General features: G+C 62.1%; 28 protein-coding genes and 1 pseudogene. 1 reads left to right on the top strand and 28 read right to left on the bottom strand.

Annotation, left to right across the window (positions count from 1 at the left end; genetic code table 11):
- Positions 1–56 precede the first annotated feature (56 nt).
- The 28 genes from rpsM to rpsL all read right to left on the bottom strand — a co-directional run bounded on the left by rpsM (position 57) and on the right by rpsL (position 16,862).
- Positions 57–425 carry a 30S ribosomal protein S13 gene (rpsM, locus tag NKH99_RS11150; protein ID WP_006205445.1) on the bottom strand — a complete coding sequence of 123 codons (369 nt, stop codon included), beginning with the start codon at positions 423–425 and terminating at the stop codon, positions 57–59.
- Positions 426–623: 198 nt separating this feature from the next.
- A complete protein-coding gene (locus tag NKH99_RS11145; RefSeq protein WP_352471809.1) occupies positions 624–1,235 on the bottom strand; it encodes an adenylate kinase in 612 nt (203 codons plus the stop codon).
- A complete protein-coding gene (secY, locus tag NKH99_RS11140) occupies positions 1,232–2,572 on the bottom strand; it encodes a preprotein translocase subunit SecY (RefSeq protein WP_352614180.1) in 1,341 nt (446 codons plus the stop codon). Before secY ends, NKH99_RS11145 begins: the two co-directional genes overlap by 4 nt.
- A gap of 191 nt (positions 2,573–2,763) precedes the next feature.
- Positions 2,764–3,237 carry a 50S ribosomal protein L15 gene (gene rplO / locus NKH99_RS11135; RefSeq protein WP_292660428.1) on the bottom strand — a complete coding sequence of 158 codons (474 nt, stop codon included), beginning with the start codon at positions 3,235–3,237 and terminating at the stop codon, positions 2,764–2,766.
- A gap of 22 nt (positions 3,238–3,259) precedes the next feature.
- Positions 3,260–3,457 carry a 50S ribosomal protein L30 gene (rpmD, locus tag NKH99_RS11130; RefSeq protein ID WP_006205449.1) on the bottom strand — a complete coding sequence of 66 codons (198 nt, stop codon included), beginning with the start codon at positions 3,455–3,457 and terminating at the stop codon, positions 3,260–3,262.
- Between the two features lie 24 nt (positions 3,458–3,481).
- On the bottom strand, positions 3,482–4,045 hold the full coding sequence (rpsE, locus tag NKH99_RS11125) for a 30S ribosomal protein S5 (protein WP_006333394.1): 564 nt from the start codon (positions 4,043–4,045) through the stop codon (positions 3,482–3,484).
- An 83-nt stretch (positions 4,046–4,128) separates the two neighbouring features.
- Positions 4,129–4,488 carry a 50S ribosomal protein L18 gene (gene rplR, locus NKH99_RS11120; protein WP_023675132.1) on the bottom strand — a complete coding sequence of 120 codons (360 nt, stop codon included), beginning with the start codon at positions 4,486–4,488 and terminating at the stop codon, positions 4,129–4,131.
- An 85-nt stretch (positions 4,489–4,573) separates the two neighbouring features.
- The gene (rplF, locus tag NKH99_RS11115) at positions 4,574–5,107 is read right to left on the bottom strand and encodes a 50S ribosomal protein L6 (RefSeq protein WP_023675133.1); all 534 of its coding nucleotides are present in this window, start codon (positions 5,105–5,107) and stop codon (positions 4,574–4,576) included.
- Positions 5,108–5,196: 89 nt separating this feature from the next.
- Entirely contained in the window at positions 5,197–5,595 is a 399-nt protein-coding gene (gene rpsH / locus NKH99_RS11110) for a 30S ribosomal protein S8 (RefSeq protein WP_006205453.1), read from the bottom strand.
- A gap of 12 nt (positions 5,596–5,607) precedes the next feature.
- Positions 5,608–5,913 (bottom strand): 30S ribosomal protein S14, encoded by a 306-nt coding sequence (rpsN, locus tag NKH99_RS11105; protein ID WP_352451046.1) that lies wholly within the window; start codon positions 5,911–5,913, stop codon positions 5,608–5,610.
- A gap of 27 nt (positions 5,914–5,940) precedes the next feature.
- Positions 5,941–6,519, bottom strand: a complete 579-nt coding sequence (rplE, locus tag NKH99_RS11100) for a 50S ribosomal protein L5 (protein WP_008875670.1) — start codon at positions 6,517–6,519, stop codon at positions 5,941–5,943.
- Positions 6,512–6,826, bottom strand: coding sequence for a 50S ribosomal protein L24 (gene rplX / locus NKH99_RS11095; protein WP_254817150.1), 315 nt, complete (start codon positions 6,824–6,826; stop codon positions 6,512–6,514). Before rplX ends, rplE begins: the two co-directional genes overlap by 8 nt.
- A gap of 12 nt (positions 6,827–6,838) precedes the next feature.
- The gene (gene rplN, locus NKH99_RS11090; RefSeq protein WP_006205457.1) at positions 6,839–7,207 is read right to left on the bottom strand and encodes a 50S ribosomal protein L14; all 369 of its coding nucleotides are present in this window, start codon (positions 7,205–7,207) and stop codon (positions 6,839–6,841) included.
- 82 nt (positions 7,208–7,289) lie between these two features.
- Positions 7,290–7,529 (bottom strand): 30S ribosomal protein S17, encoded by a 240-nt coding sequence (gene rpsQ, locus NKH99_RS11085; protein ID WP_023675136.1) that lies wholly within the window; start codon positions 7,527–7,529, stop codon positions 7,290–7,292.
- Positions 7,530–7,540: 11 nt separating this feature from the next.
- On the bottom strand, positions 7,541–7,741 hold the full coding sequence (gene rpmC / locus NKH99_RS11080) for a 50S ribosomal protein L29 (protein WP_006205459.1): 201 nt from the start codon (positions 7,739–7,741) through the stop codon (positions 7,541–7,543).
- A 13-nt stretch (positions 7,742–7,754) separates the two neighbouring features.
- A complete protein-coding gene (gene rplP / locus NKH99_RS11075; RefSeq protein ID WP_006205460.1) occupies positions 7,755–8,168 on the bottom strand; it encodes a 50S ribosomal protein L16 in 414 nt (137 codons plus the stop codon).
- Between the two features lie 27 nt (positions 8,169–8,195).
- Positions 8,196–8,921 carry a 30S ribosomal protein S3 gene (gene rpsC, locus NKH99_RS11070; protein ID WP_023675137.1) on the bottom strand — a complete coding sequence of 242 codons (726 nt, stop codon included), beginning with the start codon at positions 8,919–8,921 and terminating at the stop codon, positions 8,196–8,198.
- Positions 8,921–9,310 carry a 50S ribosomal protein L22 gene (gene rplV / locus NKH99_RS11065; protein WP_006205462.1) on the bottom strand — a complete coding sequence of 130 codons (390 nt, stop codon included), beginning with the start codon at positions 9,308–9,310 and terminating at the stop codon, positions 8,921–8,923. The genes rpsC and rplV overlap by 1 nt, the downstream gene beginning before the upstream one ends.
- Before the next feature lie 2 nt (positions 9,311–9,312).
- Positions 9,313–9,591 carry a 30S ribosomal protein S19 gene (gene rpsS, locus NKH99_RS11060; protein WP_006205463.1) on the bottom strand — a complete coding sequence of 93 codons (279 nt, stop codon included), beginning with the start codon at positions 9,589–9,591 and terminating at the stop codon, positions 9,313–9,315.
- A 16-nt stretch (positions 9,592–9,607) separates the two neighbouring features.
- Positions 9,608–10,441, bottom strand: a complete 834-nt coding sequence (gene rplB / locus NKH99_RS11055) for a 50S ribosomal protein L2 (protein ID WP_023675138.1) — start codon at positions 10,439–10,441, stop codon at positions 9,608–9,610.
- Between the two features lie 22 nt (positions 10,442–10,463).
- A complete protein-coding gene (locus tag NKH99_RS11050; RefSeq protein ID WP_023675139.1) occupies positions 10,464–10,757 on the bottom strand; it encodes a 50S ribosomal protein L23 in 294 nt (97 codons plus the stop codon).
- The gene (gene rplD / locus NKH99_RS11045) at positions 10,754–11,374 is read right to left on the bottom strand and encodes a 50S ribosomal protein L4 (protein ID WP_023675140.1); all 621 of its coding nucleotides are present in this window, start codon (positions 11,372–11,374) and stop codon (positions 10,754–10,756) included. The genes NKH99_RS11050 and rplD overlap by 4 nt, the downstream gene beginning before the upstream one ends.
- Positions 11,374–12,102, bottom strand: a complete 729-nt coding sequence (gene rplC, locus NKH99_RS11040; RefSeq protein WP_352451050.1) for a 50S ribosomal protein L3 — start codon at positions 12,100–12,102, stop codon at positions 11,374–11,376. The genes rplD and rplC overlap by 1 nt, the downstream gene beginning before the upstream one ends.
- Positions 12,103–12,198: 96 nt before the next feature.
- Positions 12,199–12,507, bottom strand: a complete 309-nt coding sequence (rpsJ, locus tag NKH99_RS11035; RefSeq protein ID WP_006205468.1) for a 30S ribosomal protein S10 — start codon at positions 12,505–12,507, stop codon at positions 12,199–12,201.
- Positions 12,508–12,570: 63 nt separating this feature from the next.
- A complete protein-coding gene (gene tuf, locus NKH99_RS11030) occupies positions 12,571–13,746 on the bottom strand; it encodes an elongation factor Tu (RefSeq protein ID WP_352614181.1) in 1,176 nt (391 codons plus the stop codon).
- Between the two features lie 67 nt (positions 13,747–13,813).
- On the bottom strand, positions 13,814–15,904 hold the full coding sequence (gene fusA, locus NKH99_RS11025; protein WP_023680448.1) for an elongation factor G: 2,091 nt from the start codon (positions 15,902–15,904) through the stop codon (positions 13,814–13,816).
- A 30-nt stretch (positions 15,905–15,934) separates the two neighbouring features.
- The gene (gene rpsG / locus NKH99_RS11020) at positions 15,935–16,405 is read right to left on the bottom strand and encodes a 30S ribosomal protein S7 (RefSeq protein ID WP_008875664.1); all 471 of its coding nucleotides are present in this window, start codon (positions 16,403–16,405) and stop codon (positions 15,935–15,937) included.
- A gap of 85 nt (positions 16,406–16,490) precedes the next feature.
- Positions 16,491–16,862, bottom strand: a complete 372-nt coding sequence (gene rpsL, locus NKH99_RS11015; protein ID WP_006333356.1) for a 30S ribosomal protein S12 — start codon at positions 16,860–16,862, stop codon at positions 16,491–16,493.
- Between the two features lie 462 nt (positions 16,863–17,324).
- Between rpsL and NKH99_RS11010 the strand changes: the two are divergent.
- Positions 17,325–17,605, top strand: a pseudogene (locus NKH99_RS11010) (transcriptional regulator).
- Positions 17,606–17,720 lie beyond the last annotated feature (115 nt).

Below are 17,720 nucleotides of genomic sequence, written 5' to 3'. Positions count from 1 at the left end.
GGCAGTATGTCTGCCGTCCCTATTGCCTTACTGCCCTACCCCCTTACTGCCCTAAATTACTTCTTCTTTCCGGCAATCGACTTGGCCGGGCCCTTACGGGTGCGCGCATTGGTGTGCGTGCGCTGGCCACGAACCGGCAGCGAGCGACGGTGACGCAGGCCGCGGTAGCAGCCGAGGTCCATGAGCCGCTTGATGTTCATCGACACTTCGCGGCGCAGGTCGCCCTCGACCTGGTAGTCGCGGTCGATGGTCTCGCGGATCTGCAGCACTTCCGCGTCGGTCAGTTGGTTGACGCGGCGCTCGGCCGGGATGCCGACCTTGTCGACGATCTCCTGGGCGAACTTCTTGCCAATGCCGTGAATGTATTGAAGCGCAATGACAACGCGCTTGTTGGTCGGAATGTTGACGCCGGCTATACGAGCCATGTTCTTCTCTTCTCCATATAGGCCGGGCGAGCCGGCGCTTCAAGTTGCCCCGCGTCCGGTGGAGGCCGGCCCTTGCGGGAGTTTCCAGTTCAAAGCGGCCTGCCTTGCCCTTGCGGACAAGCAAGCCTCATGCCTGATAGGAAGACGGGCCGCCATACCCCAGCGGACCGCTCCAGTCAAGCGCAATCGTTCGATTCTCTAGCCGGCCGCCTGGCCAACCCGCCGGGTCGTCGCCCTGAGCACCGCCTCGATCTGCTGCGTCACCGCATCGATGTCGGCCATGCCATCGACGCCCCTGAGTTTACCCTTGGCGTAGTAGTAGCCGATCAGCGGCGAGGTTTTCTTGTAATATTCCCTCAAGCGTTCTTCGAACACCGCTGGACTGTCGTCCTTGCGCACCGGCAGGCCTGCGGCCTTGGCTTCTTCGGCGCGCTTGACGATTCGGCCAACCAGCGCCTTGTCATCGACGACAAATTCGATGACCGCATCTAGCTCCAGTCCGCGATCCGACAGCATTTCCTCAACGGCGTCCGCTTGCACCAGAGTTCGGGGATACCCGTCAAGGATGAAGCCGTTTGCGCAATCAGCTTGATCGATGCGCTCGGCCACAATGGCGTTGACGATAGCGTCGGACACCAGTTCGCCAGCGTCCATCACCGCTTTGGCGCGCTTGCCGACTTCGGTGCCGGCCTGAACAGCAGCACGCAGCATGTCCCCCGTGGAAAGCTGTGGGATGCCGTGTCGTTCTACCAGTCTCAGTGCTTGTGTCCCCTTGCCCGCCCCCGGCGGTCCAAGCAATATCAACCTCATCTGGCCTTTTTCCCCCCGCGCAGCTTCGACTTCTTGATCAGGCCCTCATACTGGTGCGCGATCAGGTGACCCTGAATCTGCGCCACCGTATCGAGCGTTACACTGACCACGATCAGGAGCGAAGTGCCACCAAGGTAGAACGGTACGCCAGTCGCTGAAATCAGGAACTCGGGCAGCAGACACACCAGCACCAGATAGATGGCGCCGACGACGGTGATGCGGGTGAGCACATAGTCGATATAGTCCGCGGTGCGCTCGCCCGGGCGATAGCCCGGGATGAAGCCCGAATGCTTCTTCAATTGGTCCGCGGTGTCCTTCGGGTTGAAGACGATCGCCGTGTAGAAGAAGGCGAAGAACACGATCATCGCCGCGTAGAAGGCCATGTAGAGCGGCTGGCCATGACCGAGCGACGCCAGGATGGTGCTGGCCCAAGCGGGCATGTTCGTCGTCTGCGAGAAACCGGCGACGGTCGCCGGCAGCAGCAATAGCGACGAAGCGAAGATCGGCGGAATGACGCCGGATGTGTTGAGCTTCAGCGGCAGATGCGAGGTATCGCCCTGGAACATGCGATTGCCGACCTGGCGCTTGGGGTACTGAATCAGCAGGCGGCGCTGGGCGCGCTCGAAAAAGACGATCAGGCCGATAACGATAATGGCGAGCATGATGATCGCCAGGATCAGGCCGGTCGACAGCGCTCCGGTGCGGCCTAGCTCCAAGGTACCGGAGATGGCGCGCGGCAGGCCGGCGACAATGCCGGAGAAGATGATCAGCGAAATGCCGTTGCCGATGCCGCGGGCGGTGATCTGCTCGCCGAGCCACATCAGAAACATGGTGCCGCCGACCAGCGTGACGACGGTCGAGATGCGGAAAAAGATGCCGGGATCGTTGACGATGCCGTTTCCGCCCTCGAGCCCGACCGAAATGCCGTAGGCCTGGACCAACGCCAGAAGCACGGTCCCGTAGCGCGTATACTGGTTGATAATCTTGCGGCCCTGCTCGCCTTCCTTCTTCAGCGCTTCCAGCGACGGAATGACCGAGGTCATCAGCTGCATGATGATGGAGGCGGAGATATAGGGCATGATGCCGAGGGCAAAGATCGCCATGCGCTGCACGGCACCGCCTGCAAACATATTGAACATGCCAAGCACGCCCTTGCTCTGCGACGAGAAGGCGTGGGCAAAGGCGTCCGGATTGATGCCGGGCAGCGGGATATAGGTGCCAAGACGGTAGACGAGCAGCGCGCCGATGGTGAACCAGATGCGCTTCTTCAGATCCTCGGCTTTGGCGAAGGCCGAAAAATTCAGATTCGAGGCTAGTTGTTCAGCAGCCGAAGCCATGCCTGATTCTCCGCTTGGTCACGCTCGATGCCCGCAGCTCAGGCGGCGCGTGTCACCGAAACTCACGAGATAAGCTCCGGACTGCAAACATGCAAGCGGCCGCGTTGATGCGGCCGTCACATCTGTCGGATCAAAGCACGACCGCAGGCAAAACCGAATTCCACCTTTGCCGGCCGTGCTTCAAATTGCCGTTACTCGGCGGCTGCCTTCTCAGGCAGCTTCACCGAGCCGCCGGCCTTTTCGATCTTCTCGATCGCGGCCTTGGAGGCTCCGGCCACGTCGAAGGCAAGCTTGGCCTTGATGTCGCCGTCTGAAAGGATGCGCACGCCGTCCTTGACGCGACGGATGACGCCAGCCGCAACCAGCGCCTCGGCCGTTACAACTGTCTTGGCGTCGAGCTTCTTGGCATCGAGCGCCGCCTGGATGCGGGCCAGCGACACGACGGTGAAGCTCTTGGCGAAGATATTGTTGAAGCCGCGCTTCGGCAGGCGGCGGTAGAGCGGCATCTGGCCACCCTCGAAGCCGTTGACGGCGACGCCGGAGCGCGCCTTCTGGCCCTTGACGCCGCGACCGGCGGTCTTGCCCGAACCGGAGCCGATGCCACGGCCCAGACGCTTCTTGGAGTGCGTCGCGCCGTCCTTGTCACGCAGATCATTGAGTTTCATCTGGGTTCTCCTGCGCTCTGGTTCAGCCCTCGTCCACGACGCGGACGAGATGCTGGACGGCAGCGATCATGCCGCGCACCGAGGGCGTATCCTCCAGCGTGCGCTGCTTGTGCATCTTGTTGAGGCCGAGGCCGACCAGCGTTGCGCGCTGCTCCTTCGGCCGGCGGATCGGCGAACCGATCTGCTCGACGGTGATGGTCTTGGTTGCTTTCTTGGCCATGGTCAAATCCCTGGTCAGCGTCGACTATTCTTCAGCCGCAACGGCGGTGCCGCGGCGGGCCTGAAGAGTCGAGTACTTGATGCCGCGCGCAGCAGCCACATCCTTCGGATGCATCTGGCTCTTCAGCGCGTCGAACGTGGCGCGAACCATGTTGTAGGGGTTCGAAGAACCCATCGACTTGGCGACCACGTCATGCATGCCGAGCGTTTCGAAAACGGCGCGCATCGGGCCGCCGGCGATGATGCCGGTACCTTGCTTGGCGGCGCGCAGCAGAACGCGTCCCGCGCCCCAGCGTCCCTCGACGTCGTGGTGCAGCGTGCGGCCTGAGCGCAGCGGCACGAAGATCATGTCGCGCTTGGCCGATTCGGTCGCCTTACGGATCGCCTCCGGCACTTCGCGCGCCTTGCCGTGGCCGAAGCCGACGCGGCCCTTCTGGTCGCCGACGACAACAAGTGCCGCAAAGCCGAAGCGCCGGCCGCCCTTGACGACTTTGGCGACACGGTTGATGTGGACAAGCTTGTCGACCATGCCGTCGTCGCGCTCTTCGCGATCACGGCCGCGGCCGCCATCCCTACGTTCCTGTGCCATATCCTGTTCCTTGTTTTTTTCCGGAAGCACGGTTGATGATGATATCCGGCGCCTCTGTGGGTCGCCGGGGGCGAATTTCGTTTTTAGAAGCTCAGACCACCTTCACGGGCAGCCTCGGCAAGCGCCTTGACACGGCCGTGGTAGATGTAGGCGCCGCGGTCGAAGACGACTTCCTTGACGCCGGCCTTCGAGGCACGCTCGGCGATCAGCTTGCCGATGGCAGCGGCGGCCGCCGTGTCGGCGCCGGTCTTGAGCGAGCCCTTGAGCTCCTTCTCGAGCGTCGAAGCAGCCGCGATGGTGTGGCCCTTGGCGTCGTCGATCACCTGGACATAGATGTTCTTCGATGTGCGATGGACCGACAAGCGCGGACGATCGCCGGCAACCTTCTTGATCTGGCGGCGGACGCGCTGGGCGCGGCGTTGGGTGGATTCTTTCGAGCCCATGATATCAGTTCCTTGCCTTCAAAAAACGGGGGCAACCATATGCGGTAGGACGAGCCTCCCGCGACCGCTCCCCGCGGCGTTAAAATTACTTCTTCTTGCCTTCCTTGCGGACGATCTTCTCGCCGGCATAGCGGACACCCTTGCCCTTGTAGGGCTCGGGGCTGCGATACTCGCGGATCTCGGCGGCAACCTGGCCGACCTGCTGCTTATCGATGCCGGTCACCGTGATTTCCGTCGGCTTCGGCACCGAAATCGTCACGCCCTGCGGCGTCTCGTAGACGACGTCATGGCTGAAGCCGAGCGCCAGCTGCAGGTTCTTGCCCTGCATGGCGGCACGATAGCCGACGCCGGTGATCTCGAGCTTCTTTTCGAAGCCGTCCTTGACGCCCTGCAGGATGTTGACGATCTGCGTGCGTGACATGCCCCACTTGGAACGGGCAGTCTTGGTCTGGTCGCGCGGCTGGACAGCGATCTCGCTGCCTTCCATCTTGACCAGCACTTCGTCGTTCACCACGAACTTCAGCTCGCCCTTCGGACCCTTCGCCGTCACGGTCTGGCCGTTGACGGTCGCGGTCACGCCCTGCGGCAGCGAAACGGGTTTCTTTCCAATACGAGACATTTTGTTGTCCTCGTCACTTCTCTTGTTTCAGGTCTCGGCTTTCGGGACTAGATCCCGAAAACCTGTTTCCAACCGGGTCACATACCAGATCAGAAGATCTGGCAGAGGATTTCCCCGCCGACATTCTGTTCACGCGCTTCGTGGTCGGCCATCACGCCCTTCGGCGTCGAAAGGATGGCGATGCCGAGGCCGTTGGCGACGTGCGGTATCGACTTGGCCGAAACGTAGACGCGGCGGCCGGGCTTCGAGACCCGAGCGATTTCGCGCACCACCGGCGCACCATCGAAATACTTCAGCTCGATCTCGATTTCGGACTTGCCGTTGTCGAAGTCGGTCTGGCTGTAGTCGCGGATATAGCCTTCCGCCTTCAGCACGTCGAGGACGCGGGTACGCAGGCGCGAGGCCGGCGTCGAAACGCTCGACTTCTTGCGGCCATACGCGTTGCGGATGCGGGTCAGCATATCGCCGAGAGGATCGCTCAATGACATGTTATGTCCTCCTTACCAGCTCGACTTGACCAGGCCCGGGATCTGGCCGTTATTGCCGAGATCACGAAGCGCGATACGCGATACTTTGAGCTTGCGATAATAGGCACGCGGACGTCCGGTGACTTCGCAGCGGTTGCGGATGCGGGTCTTGGCCGAGTTGCGCGGCAGCGCCGAAAGCTTCAGCTGGGCGCGGAAGCGCTCTTCCATCGGCTTGGACTGATCCATGATGATCGCCTTGAGCACCTCGCGCTTGGCAGCGAACTGGTCCGCAAGCTTGCGGCGCCTGTTGTTCTTCTCGACTGAGCTGGTCTTTGCCATTTCAGATTTTTCCTTTTCTCGCTGCCGTTACTGGCGGAAGGGGAAGTTGAAGGCCTTGAGCAATGCCCTGGCTTCGTCGTCCGTCTTCGCAGTCGTACAAACGATGACGTCCATGCCCCAGATCTGATCAACCTTGTCGTAGTTGATCTCCGGAAACACGATGTGTTCCTTGATGCCCATGGCATAGTTGCCACGGCCATCGAAGCTCTTCGGATTAAGTCCGCGGAAGTCGCGGACGCGCGGCAGTGCGATGTTCACGAGGCGGTCGAGGAACTCGTACATGCGTTCCTTGCGCAGCGTGACCTTGGCGCCGATCGGCATCTTCTCGCGGACCTTGAAGCCGGCGATCGAGTTGCGGGCGCGGGTGACGACGGCCTTCTGGCCGGCGATCATCGCAAGGTCTTCCGCCGCGATCGAAGGCTTCTTCGAATCGCCGGTCGCCTCGCCGACGCCCATGTTCAGCACGATCTTGTCGATGCGCGGAACCTGCATCTCGTTCTCGTAGCCGAACTGCTCCTGCAGCGCCTTGCGGATGGTCTCGTTGTAGACCTGCTTGAGGCGCGGCGTGTTCTGGGCAGTTGCCTGCTTGGTTTGAGCCTTAGCCATTGATGACTTCTCCCGAGCGCTTGGCGACGCGCACCTTCTTGCCGTCCTTCTGGAAGATGAAGCCGACCCGGGTCGGCTTGCCATCCTTGGGGTCGGCCAGCGCGATGTTCGACAGCTGGATCGGCGCTTCCTTGGTGATGATCCCGCCCTCTTGGGACTGGGACTGCTTCTGGTGACGACGGATCAGGTTGACGCCGCGCACCAGCGCGGTGTCGTCCTTCGGCTGTACCGAGAGGACTTCGCCCGAACGGCCCTTGTCCTTGCCGGCCAGCACGACGACCTTGTCGCCTTTTCTAATCTTCTGCATTGGTCCGGCTCCTTACAGCACTTCAGGCGCGAGCGAGATGATCTTCATGTGGTTCTTGGCGCGGAGTTCGCGCGGAACCGGTCCGAAGATACGCGTGCCGATCGGCTCTTTCTTGTTGTCGACGAGAACGGCTGCGTTCTTGTCGAAACGGATCACGCTGCCGTCCGGGCGGCGGATGTCCTTGGCCGTGCGAACCACGACCGCCTTCATCACATCGCCCTTCTTGACGCGGCCGCGCGGGATGGCTTCCTTGATCGACACCACGATGATGTCGCCCACGGAAGCGTATTTCCGCTTCGAGCCGCCCAGCACCTTGATGCACATGACACGACGGGCGCCGGAATTATCCGCGACGTCGAGGTTTGTTTGCATCTGAATCATGACTGGCCGCCTTCTTCTTTTCTAACGGGACGGGTTTCTCACCCCTCCCCGGTCTGTCCAAAATTCGTTTCGTTGGCCCTGATCAGGCCTGGTCCGAAGACACCACGACCCAGCGCTTGTCCTTGGAAATCGGCTTCGATTCCTGGATGAACACCTGATCGCCGACCTTGTGGGCGTTGTTCTCGTCGTGCGCCTTGTACTTCTTGGTCATGCGCACGGTCTTCTTCATCACGGGATGCGTGAAGCGCCGTTCGACCTTGACGACAACCGTCTTCTCGTTCTTGTCGCTGACGACGGTGCCCTGCAGAATGCGCTTTGGCATGGTTTTCGTCCTTAAGCCTTCTTGGCCGCGGACTTTTCCGCAGCGATGGTCTTGATACGCGCAATGTCCTTGCGGACCTGCCTCACGCGCGCGGTCTTCTCAAGCTGGCCGGTGGCCTTCTGAAAGCGCAGGTTGAACTGCTCCTTCTTCAGGCTGGCCAGGTCGTCGGTCAGCTGGTCCTGGGTCTTGGTCCGGATGTCTTCGGCTTTCATGATCAGCCCGTCCTTATTCTGCGATGCGCTGTACGAAGCGCGTCCTGACCGAGAGCTTGGCCGCGCCGAGACGCAGCGCCTCACGGGCGGTTTCCTCGTTGACGCCGTCGATCTCGAACATGATGCGGCCCGGCTTGACGCGTGCCGCCCAGTAGTCGACCGCGCCCTTGCCCTTACCCATACGGACTTCGGTCGGCTTCGACGTCACCGGCACGTCCGGGAAGATACGGATCCACACGCGGCCGGCACGCTTCATCTCGCGGGTGATCGCGCGGCGGGCCGCCTCGATCTCACGCGCGGTGACGCGGTTCGGCTCAAGCGCCTTCAGCCCGAAACCACCGAAATCCAGGTTGGTGCCGCCCTTGGCGGTACCGTGGATGCGGCCCTTGAACTGCTTGCGGAACTTTGTGCGCTTTGGCTGCAGCATCGTTCTAACTCCAAATTCCTAAATGTCTTACGCGTTTTCGCGACGGCGACCGCGTTCGCGCTCACCACCACCGCCATGCGCATGATCGCCCTCGGTGGCGCGGCGCTCCGAAGCCATCGGGTCGTGCTCGAGGATTTCGCCCTTGAACACCCAGACCTTGACGCCGCAGATGCCGTAGGCCGTATTCGCCTCGGCCGTGCCGTAGTCGACGTCGGCACGCAGCGTATGCAGCGGCACGCGGCCTTCGCGATACCATTCCATGCGCGCGATCTCGGCGCCGCCGAGACGGCCGGCGCAGTTGATGCGGATGCCTTCGGCACCGAGGCGCATCGCCGACTGCACGGCACGCTTCATGGCGCGGCGGAACGCGATGCGGCGCTCGAGCTGCTGGGCGATCGACTGGGCGACCAAGGTCGCGTCGATCTCCGGCTTGCGCACTTCGACGATGTTCAGATGCGTCTCGGACTTGGTCATCTCCATGAGCTTCTTGCGAAGCTTCTCGATGTCGGCGCCCTTCTTGCCGATGATCAGGCCCGGACGCGCCGCATGGATGGTGACGCGGCACTTCTTGTGCGGACGCTCGATCACGACTTTCGAGATCGCAGCCTGCTTGAGTTCCTTCTCAAGATATTTGCGGATCTTGATGTCCTCGTGCAGCAGCTTGCCGTACTCGCCGGTGTTCGCGAACCAGCGCGAATCCCAGGTGCGGTTGATGCCGAGACGCAGACCGATCGGATTGACTTTCTGGCCCATTATGCGGCCTCCCCTTTTTCTTCGACTTCACGAACGACGATCGTGAGGTGCGAGAACGGCTTCTCGATACGGCTGGCGCGCCCACGGCCACGGGCATGGAACCGCTTCATGACGATCGACTTGCCGACATAGGCTTCCGCCACGATCAGCGCATCGACGTCGAGGTCGTGGTTGTTTTCCGCGTTGGCGATCGCCGATTCCAGCGTCTTCTTGACCGTGCCGGAAATCCGCTTGGCCGAGAATTCGAGGTCGGAAAGCGCTGTCGCGACCTTCTTGCCGCGGATCAGCGCGGCAACCAGGTTCAGCTTCTGCGGGCTGATACGGATCGTGCGCAACACGGCGCGCGCTTCGTTGTCAGCAAGCCTGCGCGGAGCTTTGGCCTTGCCCATGATTATTTCCTCTTCGCCTTCTTATCCGCGCCGTGACCGTAATAGGTCCGGGTCGGAGCGAATTCACCGAACTTGTGACCGACCATGTCCTCGTTCACCGAGACGGGAACGTGCTTCTGGCCGTTGTAGACACCGAAGGTGAAGCCGACGAACTGCGGCAGGATGGTGGAGCGGCGGCTCCACATCTTGATCACCTCATTGCGACCACCTTCACGAACCTTGTCCACCTTCTTCAGAAGGTAGCCGTCGATGAAGGGGCCTTTCCAAATCGAACGAGTCACTTGGCGTTACCTCTTCTTAGCTCTTGCGCTGATGGCGCGAGCGCAGGATGAACTTGTCGGTCGCCTTGTTGGACCGCGTCTTCTTGCCCTTGGTCGGCTTGCCCCAGGGCGAAACCGGATGGCGGCCACCCGAGGTGCGGCCTTCGCCGCCGCCATGTGGATGGTCGACCGGGTTCATGGTCACGCCGCGATTGTGCGGACGTTTGCCGCGCCACACGGTGCGGCCTGCCTTGCCGTCATTGATGTTGCCATGGTCCGGGTTAGACACGGCGCCGACAGTGGCCATGCAGGAGCCGTGGACGACACGCTGCTCGCCCGAATTGAGGCGCAGGATCGCCATGCCCTGGTCGCGGCCGACGAGCTGGCCATAACCGCCGGCCGAACGGGCGACCTGAGCGCCCTTGCCGGGCTTCAGCTCGATATTGTGGACGATCGTGCCGACCGGCATCGAGGCCAGCGGCATCGCGTTGCCCGGCTTCACGTCGACCGATTCACCGGCCACGATCTTGTCGCCGGGAGCCAGACGCTGCGGGGCGATGATGTAGGACAGCTCGCCATCGTCATACTTGATCAGCGCGATGAAGGCGGTGCGGTTCGGATCGTACTCGATGCGCTCGACCGTGCCGACGACGTCGAACTTGCGGCGCTTGAAGTCGATGATGCGGTAGGTGCGCTTGTGACCGCCGCCGATGAAGCGGGCTGTGATGCGGCCGTAATTGTTGCGGCCGCCCGACTTGGTCAGGCCTTCGGTCAGGCCCTTGACGGGCTTGCCCTTGTAGAGGCCCGACCGATCGACGATGACCAGCTGACGGGTGCTCGGCGTTACCGGGTTGAATTTTTTCAGTGCCATTGTTCTGTCCTCGCGACCTTGCTCAGAGACCCGTCGCGACGTCGATCGACTGGCCTTCGGCCAGCGTCACAACCGCCTTCTTGACGTCGCTCTGGCGGCCGATCGTGCCGCGGAAGCGCTTGATCTTGCCCTTGCGGACAAGCGTGTTCACGGCCATCACCTTGACGCCGAACAGCGCTTCGACGGCGGCCTTGATTTCCGGCTTCGACGCCTTCTTGGCGACGTTGAAGACGACCTGGTTCTGCTCGGAAGCCATGGTCGACTTTTCGGTGATCGCCGGCGAGACGATTACGTCGTAATGACGAAGGTCGGTCATTTGAAGCGCTCCTCGAGAGCCTCGACGGCGGCCTTGGAAAGGACCAGCGTGCCGCGGCGCAGAATGTCGTAGACGTTGATGCCCTGGATGGGCAGCACGTCGATGTTCGGGATGTTGGTCGCTGCCAGCTTGAAGTTCTTGTCAAGCTCGGCGCCGCCAATCACCAGGGCGTTGCTCAGGCCCAGCGTCGCGAAATTCGCGATCAGCGCCTTGGTCTTGGCCTCGGTCAGCTTCAGCTCGTCGATGATGATGATCGACGCGCTCTTGGCCTTGGCCGAAAGCGCATGCTTCAGGCCGAGCGCACGCACCTTCTTAGGCAGATCGTGCTCGTGGCTGCGCACGACCGGGCCGTGGGCCTTGCCGCCGCCGCGGAACTGCGGAGCGCGAGCCGAATGGTGACGGGCGCGGCCCGTACCCTTCTGCTTGTACATCTTGGCGCCGGTGCGGGCGATTTCCGCGCGACCCTTGGCCTTGTGCGTGCCCTGCTGCTTCTTGGCAAGCTGCCAGCGCACGACGCGCTGCAGGATGTCCTCGCGCGGATCGAGGCCGAAAATCTCTTCGGAGAGCTTCAGCTTGCCGGCGTCCTTGCCGCCAAGCGTTGTAATCTTGAGGTCCATTATTCCGCTCCCTCTGTGGCCGGGGCCTCGTTCGTGGCGGCACCGTCAGTCGCAAGGGCGCGGATCGCGGCGGGCTTCGGCGCATTGGCCGGAAGCGCCACCTTGGCCGCGTCGCGGACCAGGATCCATGCACCCTTCGAACCCGGGACCGCACCGCGGATCAGGATCAGGCCGCGATCGGCGTCGGTCGAGACGACCTCGACATTCTGCGTGGTGACGCGGGTGTCGCCCATGTGGCCGGCCATATGCTTGCCCTTGAACACCTTGCCCGGATCCTGGCGCTGGCCGGTCGAGCCGTGTGTACGGTGCGACACCGAGTTGCCGTGTGTTGCGCGGCCGCCACCCATGTGGTGCCGCTTGATGACGCCTTGGAAGCCCTTGCCGATCGTGGTGCCCGTCACATCGACCTTCTGGCCGACGACGAAGTGCTCGACGGTGATCTCGGCGCCAACATCGATCATGTTGTCGGCAGAGACGCGAAACTCGGCAACCTTGGCCTTGGGCTCGACGGAAGCGGTCGCGAAATGGCCGCGCATCGCCTTCGACGTGTTCTTCACTTTGGCAAGGCCAACGCCGAGCTGGACGGCGGTATAGCCGTTCTTCTCCTGCGTGCGCTGCGCCACGACCTGGCAGTTCTCCATCTGGAGAACAGTGACGGGAACATGTTCCCCGGCATCGTTGTAGATGCGGGTCATTCCCACCTTCTTTGCAATCACACCTGAACGCATCGGTTCAATTCCTTTAGAGTTCCCTGTCGGGGCTGTCGCCCCTCCACGCCTCTTGTTCCTTCAGAGTTCCGGGTCGCCCCGCTGACCTCTGGTTCCTTACAGCTTGATCTCGACGTCGACACCGGCGGCCAGGTCGAGCTTCATCAAAGCATCGACCGTCTGCGGGGTCGGGTCTACAATGTCGAGCAGACGCTTGTGCGTGCGCATCTCGAACTGCTCGCGGCTCTTCTTGTCGACGTGAGGCGACCGGTTGACCGTGAACTTTTCGATCCGCGTCGGCAGCGGAATGGGGCCGCGGACGTTGGCGCCGGTGCGCTTGGCGGTCGACACGATTTCCCGTGTCGAGGCGTCGAGCACCCGGTGATCAAACGCCTTCAGGCGGATGCGGATATTCTGTCCGTTCATGCGTCACTTCCTTGTTCTGGCGCGGCGCGGGCAGCGCCCGCGACAGATCGGTTTAAGTCCAAATTACTCTGTGATGGTGACGACGATGCCGGCACCGACGGTGCGGCCGCCTTCACGGATGGCGAAGCGCAGCTTCTCTTCCATGGCGATCGGCACGATCAGCTCGACATCGACGGTGATGTTGTCGCCCGGCATCACCATCTCGGTGCCTTCCGGCAGCGACACGATGCCGGTCACGTCCGTCGTGCGGAAATAGAACTGCGGACGGTAGTTGGTGAAGAACGGCGTGTGGCGGCCGCCCTCGTCCTTGGTCAGGATGTAGGCTTCGGCGACGAACTTCTTGTGCGGCTTGACGGTGCCGGGCTTGGCCAGGACCTGGCCGCGCTCGACGCCTTCACGGTCGACACCGCGCAACAGCGCGCCGATGTTGTCGCCGGCCTGGCCCTGGTCGAGCAGCTTGCGGAACATCTCGACGCCCGTGCAGGTCGTCTTGGTGGTCGGACGGATGCCGACGATCTCCAGCTCCTCGCCGACCTTGACGACGCCGCGCTCGACGCGGCCGGTCACAACCGTGCCACGGCCCGAGATCGAGAACACGTCCTCGATCGGCATCAGGAACGGCTTGTCGAGCGGACGAACCGGCGTCGGGATGTAGGCATCGACCGCAGCCATCAGTTCGCGGATGGCGTCCTCGCCGATCTTCTTGTCGCTGTCTTCAAGTGCGGCAAGCGCCGAACCCTTGACGATCGGAATGTCGTCGCCGGGGAACTCGTTCTTGGTCAGAAGCTCACGCACCTCGAGCTCGACCAGCTCGAGCAGCTCGGCGTCGTCGACCTGGTCGACCTTGTTCAAGAACACCACGATCGAGGGCACGCCGACCTGACGGGCCAAAAGGATGTGCTCGCGGGTCTGCGGCATCGGGCCGTCGGCGGCCGACACCACCAGGATCGCGCCGTCCATCTGCGCGGCACCGGTGATCATGTTCTTCACGTAGTCGGCGTGGCCGGGGCAGTCGACATGGGCATAGTGGCGGTTGGCGGTCTCGTATTCGACGTGCGCCGTCGAAATGGTGATGCCGCGCGCCTTCTCTTCGGGCGCCGCGTCGATCTGGTCGTAGCGCTTGTATTCGCCAAAATACTTGGTGATCGCCGCCGTCAGCGACGTCTTGCCATGGTCGACGTGACCAATCGTGCCAATGTTCACATGAGGCTTAGTGCGCTCGAATTTACCTTTTGCCATGTGATCTCTCCATTCCTGCCAGCCCGTGCGGGCCTTGAATTAAGTTACTGATGCAACTCGTTTCGAGTTACGCGTATTTCTTCTGGACTTCCTGGGCGACCGCGGTCGGGACCGGCTCGTAGTGGTCGAACTGCATCGTGTAGGCCGCGCGGCCCTGGCTCATCGAGCGAAGGTTGTCCACGTATTTGAACATGTTGGCGAGCGGCACCATCGCGTTGATGACCACAGCCACGCCACGGGCTTCCTGGCCCTGGATCTGGCCGCGACGGCCGTTCAGGTCGCCGATAACGCTGCCGACGTAATCTTCCGGCGTCACCACTTCGACCTTCATGATTGGCTCGAGCAACTGCACGCCAAGCTTGGGGGCTGCTTCACGGAAGCAGGCGCGGCCGGCGATTTCGAAGGCCAGAACCGACGAGTCCACGTCGTGGTAGGCGCCATCGATCAGCGTCGCCTTGACGCCGATCATCGGGAAGCCGGCGAACGGGCCCGAGGTCATGACGCTGTTGATGCCCTTTTCGACACCGGGGATGTATTCCTTCGGCACAGCGCCGCCGACGATCTTGGTTTCGAACTCGAATTCGCTGCTTTCCGGATTCGGCTCGAACAGGATCTTGACGCGGGCGAACTGGCCGGTACCGCCGGTCTGCTTCTTGTGCGTGTAGTCCTGCTCGTGCTTGCGGGTGATCGTCTCGCGGTAGGCCACCTGCGGCGCGCCGACATTGGCCTCGACCTTGAACTCGCGGCGCATGCGGTCGACGATGATGTCGAGGTGAAGCTCGCCCATGCCGGAAATGATCGTCTGGCCCGATTCCTCGTCAGTCTTGACGCGGAAGGACGGATCCTCGGCGGCCAGGCGGTGAAGGGCGAGACCCATCTTTTCCTGGTCGTTCTTGGTCTTCGGCTCGATGGCGATCTGGATGACCGGATCGGGGAATTCCATGCGCTCGAGGATGACCGGATGCAGCGGATCACTGAGCGTGTCGCCGGTGGTGGTGTCCTTGAGGCCAGCGAGGGCGACGATGTCGCCGGCAAACGCCTCTTCGACGTCGGCGCGCGAATTCGCATGCATCTGCAGCATGCGGCCGATGCGCTCTTTCTTGCCCTTCACGGTGTTGTCGACCGAGATGCCCTTGGTGAGCTTGCCCGAATAGATGCGGGCAAAGGTGAGCGAACCGACGAACGGGTCGTTCATGATCTTGAAGGCAAGCATCGACAGCGGCTCGTTGTCGTCGGCATGACGCTCGATCTCGGCGTCGGTCTTGGCGTCGACGCCCTTGATGGCCGGGACATCGGCCGGCGACGGCAGATATTCGACGACGGCGTCGAGCAGCGGCTGCACGCCCTTGTTCTTGAAGGCCGAGCCGCAGAACATCGGATAGAACTTCACCGCGATCGTGCCCTTGCGGATGAGCGCACGGATCTCGTCGTTGCTCGGCATCTTGCCTTCGAGGTAATTCTCGAGCGCCGTCTCGTCCATTTCGACGGCGGCCTCGATCATCTTCTCGCGGTATTCTTCGGCACGAGCCTTGAGGTCGGCAGGGATCTCGACGATGTCCCAGGCAGCGCCCAGCGTCTCGTCGCGCCAGACCAGCGCGTTCATCTCGACGAGGTCGACGACACCCTTGAACTCGGTCTCGGCGCCGATCGGCAGCTGCATGACGACGGCATGCGCACCGAGGCGCGATCCGATCATCTCGACCGAGCGGTAGAAGTCGGCGCCGATCTTGTCCATCTTGTTGCAGAAGATCATGCGCGGCACGCGATACTTGTCGGCCTGGCGCCAGACGGTCTCCGTCTGCGGCTCGACACCGGCATTGGCATCGAGCAGCGCAATGGCGCCGTCGAGCACGCGCAGCGAACGCTCGACTTCAATGGTGAAGTCGACGTGGCCGGGGGTGTCGATGATGTTGAAGCGGTGCATCTTGCCGTCGCGACCCTTCCAGAAGGTCGTGGTCGCGGCCGACGTGATGGTGATGCCGCGCTCCTGCTCCTGCTCCATCCAATCCATGGTGGCAGCGCCGTCGTGGACTTCGCCGATCTTGTGCGACTTGCCCGTGTAATAGAGGACGCGCTCGGTGGTCGTCGTCTTGCCGGCGTCGATATGCGCCATGATACCGAAATTGCGGTAGTCTTCGATTTTATATTCGCGGGCCATGGGAGGTGCCTCTTCAGTCTCGTTCGCGCTTTACCAGCGGTAGTGCGCGAAAGCGCGGTTGGCTTCTGCCATCTTGTGGGTGTCTTCACGCTTCTTGACGGCGGTGCCGCGGTTGTTGGCCGCGTCCATCAGCTCGCCGGAGAGGCGGTCGACCATAGTGGTCTCGTTGCGGTTGCGGGCGGCGGCAATCAGCCAGCGGATGGCCAATGCCTGACGGCGCTCGGGGCGCACGTCGACCGGAACCTGGTATGTGGCGCCGCCGACGCGACGCGAACGCACTTCGACATGCGGCGCGACATTGTCGAGCGCCTGATGGAAGACGGTGACCGGCTCCTGCTTGGTCTTGGACTGGACCTGATCGAGCGCGCCGTAAACGATGGTCTCGGCAACCGACTTCTTGCCGTCATACATGACGGCATTCATGAACTTGGTGACGATCAGATCGCCGAACTTCGGGTCCGGATTGATCTCACGCTTTTCTGCACTGTGACGACGGGACATTTTTTCTCTGCCTCAATTCTACGCGGTGGCCTGGATCCCGGATCGTCGCTTGACGCCGCCCGGAACGACCTTGGCTACGCTTCGGTCACTTCGGACGCTTGGCGCCGTATTTCGAACGGCGCTGCTTGCGGTTCTTCACGCCTTGCGTGTCGAGCACGCCGCGGATGATGTGGTAACGGACGCCCGGAAGATCCTTGACGCGACCGCCGCGGATCATCACCACCGAGTGCTCCTGAAGGTTGTGGCCTTCGCCGGGGATGTAACCGATCACTTCAAAACCATTGGTCAGGCGGATCTTGGCCACCTTGCGCAGCGCCGAGTTCGGCTTCTTCGGCGTCGTGGTGTAGACGCGCGTGCAGACGCCCCGCTTCTGCGGGTTCTGCTGCATGGCCGGGACCTTGTTGCGCTTCACCGGCGCAATGCGCGGCTTGCGGATCAGCTGGTTGACGGTAGGCATTAAACCCTCTTGTCTCTCAATTCCGTATCTCGCCCGGTCAGGGCCGCTCAAAGCGTCACTTCCATACGCAAATTCGGGCCACAAACCGCGCCTCGCGGTCTTGCCCGAACAAATGGCAGAGGAAGCGGAAGCCGCTTCGTGCACGCCGGAAATGTCTTTTCGCTCGTAAAACGAACCCTGTTTGAGGCAAACTCCAAAGCGTGTCGCTTCGGAAGCAAGAGCCTCACATCGGTTCTGACTGGGCGGCTTCTACTCGTATGGCCACTGTCCGTCAACCCCGGAGCGGCAAATATTGCGCTGAACCCGAGGCGTGGCAGCCATGCGAAAAGCGCGTGTAATTTTCTTGCGCCGTTTTTCAAGAGGAAGCCAGAAAGTGACCGGCTTGCGGCTGTTTCCAGGCCGTGCTTCGTGCGAAAAGGCGGCATGAGCAGCCCAAACCCCCTCGCCCGGAGGTACGAACCCGTGAATGACAATGAGGAGCGCCCGGTCACCATTATTACCGGGCGGGTGTGGAAGCGCAAAGGCGGCAACCGGAAGGCGTGCATGTGATGCTGGTCGCGCCGGACGACGATTCGGCGGTGCGCCGCGCTCTCGAATCGCTTGCCGCCGAAGGTTATGCCGAGGCAGAGCTCGATCAGATCGGCGACCTGGACGGCGTGCCGGACGAGGAGCCGCATCTGTCCGCCTATCAGGGCGCGCTCGAAGGCGAAGTGTCGATCGTGACGTTCGATGTGCCGATCTGAAGAGATCTGAATCGCGGTCGATCTCACGGGCCGGCGACAAAGCCCGGCGACTTGCCCGGCACAAGTTCTCTGCTAAGAAGCGACCTCTGGCAAAACCAAGCACACTCAACCTGCG

The organism is Mesorhizobium sp. M0854 (assembly GCF_040319815.1).
GTDB lineage: Bacteria > Pseudomonadota > Alphaproteobacteria > Rhizobiales > Rhizobiaceae > Mesorhizobium.
Note: the sequence above shows the minus strand (reverse complement) of the source record. Positions and strands in the feature narration are given on the sequence as shown.

Bases quoted from the DNA above. Each gene is read 5' to 3' on its own strand.
- rplE (WP_008875670.1), bottom strand. From the start codon at position 6,519: ATGGCTAAGGCTCAAACCAAGCAGGCAACTGCCCAGAACACGCCGCGC.
- rpmD (WP_006205449.1), bottom strand. From the start codon at position 3,457: ATGGCCAAGAAAGCAACCAAGACCATCACCGTCGAGCAGATCGGTTCG.
- rpsH (WP_006205453.1), bottom strand. From the start codon at position 5,595: ATGTCATTGAGCGATCCTCTCGGCGATATGCTGACCCGCATCCGCAAC.
- rplB (WP_023675138.1), bottom strand. From the start codon at position 10,441: ATGGCACTGAAAAAATTCAACCCGGTAACGCCGAGCACCCGTCAGCTG.
- NKH99_RS11050 (WP_023675139.1), bottom strand. From the start codon at position 10,757: ATGACCGACCTTCGTCATTACGACGTAATCGTCTCGCCGGCGATCACC.
- rplC (WP_352451050.1), bottom strand. From the start codon at position 12,102: ATGCGTTCAGGTGTGATTGCAAAGAAGGTGGGAATGACCCGCATCTAC.
- rpsN (WP_352451046.1), bottom strand. From the start codon at position 5,913: ATGGCAAAGACCAGCTCAGTCGAGAAGAACAACAGGCGCCGCAAGCTT.
- rpsL (WP_006333356.1), bottom strand. From the start codon at position 16,862: ATGCCTACCGTCAACCAGCTGATCCGCAAGCCGCGCATTGCGCCGGTG.
- fusA (WP_023680448.1), bottom strand. From the start codon at position 15,904: ATGGCCCGCGAATATAAAATCGAAGACTACCGCAATTTCGGTATCATG.
- rpsQ (WP_023675136.1), bottom strand. From the start codon at position 7,529: ATGCCAAAGCGCATTCTGCAGGGCACCGTCGTCAGCGACAAGAACGAG.
- rplD (WP_023675140.1), bottom strand. From the start codon at position 11,374: ATGGACCTCAAGATTACAACGCTTGGCGGCAAGGACGCCGGCAAGCTG.
- rplP (WP_006205460.1), bottom strand. From the start codon at position 8,168: ATGCTGCAGCCAAAGCGCACAAAGTTCCGCAAGCAGTTCAAGGGCCGC.
- tuf (WP_352614181.1), bottom strand. From the start codon at position 13,746: ATGGCAAAAGGTAAATTCGAGCGCACTAAGCCTCATGTGAACATTGGC.
- rplV (WP_006205462.1), bottom strand. From the start codon at position 9,310: ATGGGCAAGGCCAAAGCTCCGCGCAGGCTTGCTGACAACGAAGCGCGC.
- rpsM (WP_006205445.1), bottom strand. From the start codon at position 425: ATGGCTCGTATAGCCGGCGTCAACATTCCGACCAACAAGCGCGTTGTC.
- NKH99_RS11145 (WP_352471809.1), bottom strand. From the start codon at position 1,235: ATGAGGTTGATATTGCTTGGACCGCCGGGGGCGGGCAAGGGGACACAA.
- rplR (WP_023675132.1), bottom strand. From the start codon at position 4,488: ATGGGCTCGAAAGAATCCACCCAACGCCGCGCCCAGCGCGTCCGCCGC.
- rpmC (WP_006205459.1), bottom strand. From the start codon at position 7,741: ATGAAAGCCGAAGACATCCGGACCAAGACCCAGGACCAGCTGACCGAC.
- rpsC (WP_023675137.1), bottom strand. From the start codon at position 8,921: ATGGGCCAGAAAGTCAATCCGATCGGTCTGCGTCTCGGCATCAACCGC.
- rpsG (WP_008875664.1), bottom strand. From the start codon at position 16,405: ATGTCCCGTCGTCACAGTGCAGAAAAGCGTGAGATCAATCCGGACCCG.
- rplO (WP_292660428.1), bottom strand. From the start codon at position 3,237: ATGAAACTCAATGATCTGCGTGACAAGGACGGCGCGACGCACTCCAAG.
- rplX (WP_254817150.1), bottom strand. From the start codon at position 6,826: ATGCAGAAGATTAGAAAAGGCGACAAGGTCGTCGTGCTGGCCGGCAAG.
- secY (WP_352614180.1), bottom strand. From the start codon at position 2,572: ATGGCTTCGGCTGCTGAACAACTAGCCTCGAATCTGAATTTTTCGGCC.
- rplF (WP_023675133.1), bottom strand. From the start codon at position 5,107: ATGTCTCGTATTGGAAAGAAACCCGTTTCGCTGCCGCAGGGCGTGACC.
- rplN (WP_006205457.1), bottom strand. From the start codon at position 7,207: ATGATTCAGATGCAAACAAACCTCGACGTCGCGGATAATTCCGGCGCC.
- rpsJ (WP_006205468.1), bottom strand. From the start codon at position 12,507: ATGAACGGACAGAATATCCGCATCCGCCTGAAGGCGTTTGATCACCGG.
- rpsE (WP_006333394.1), bottom strand. From the start codon at position 4,045: ATGGCACAGGAACGTAGGGATGGCGGCCGCGGCCGTGATCGCGAAGAG.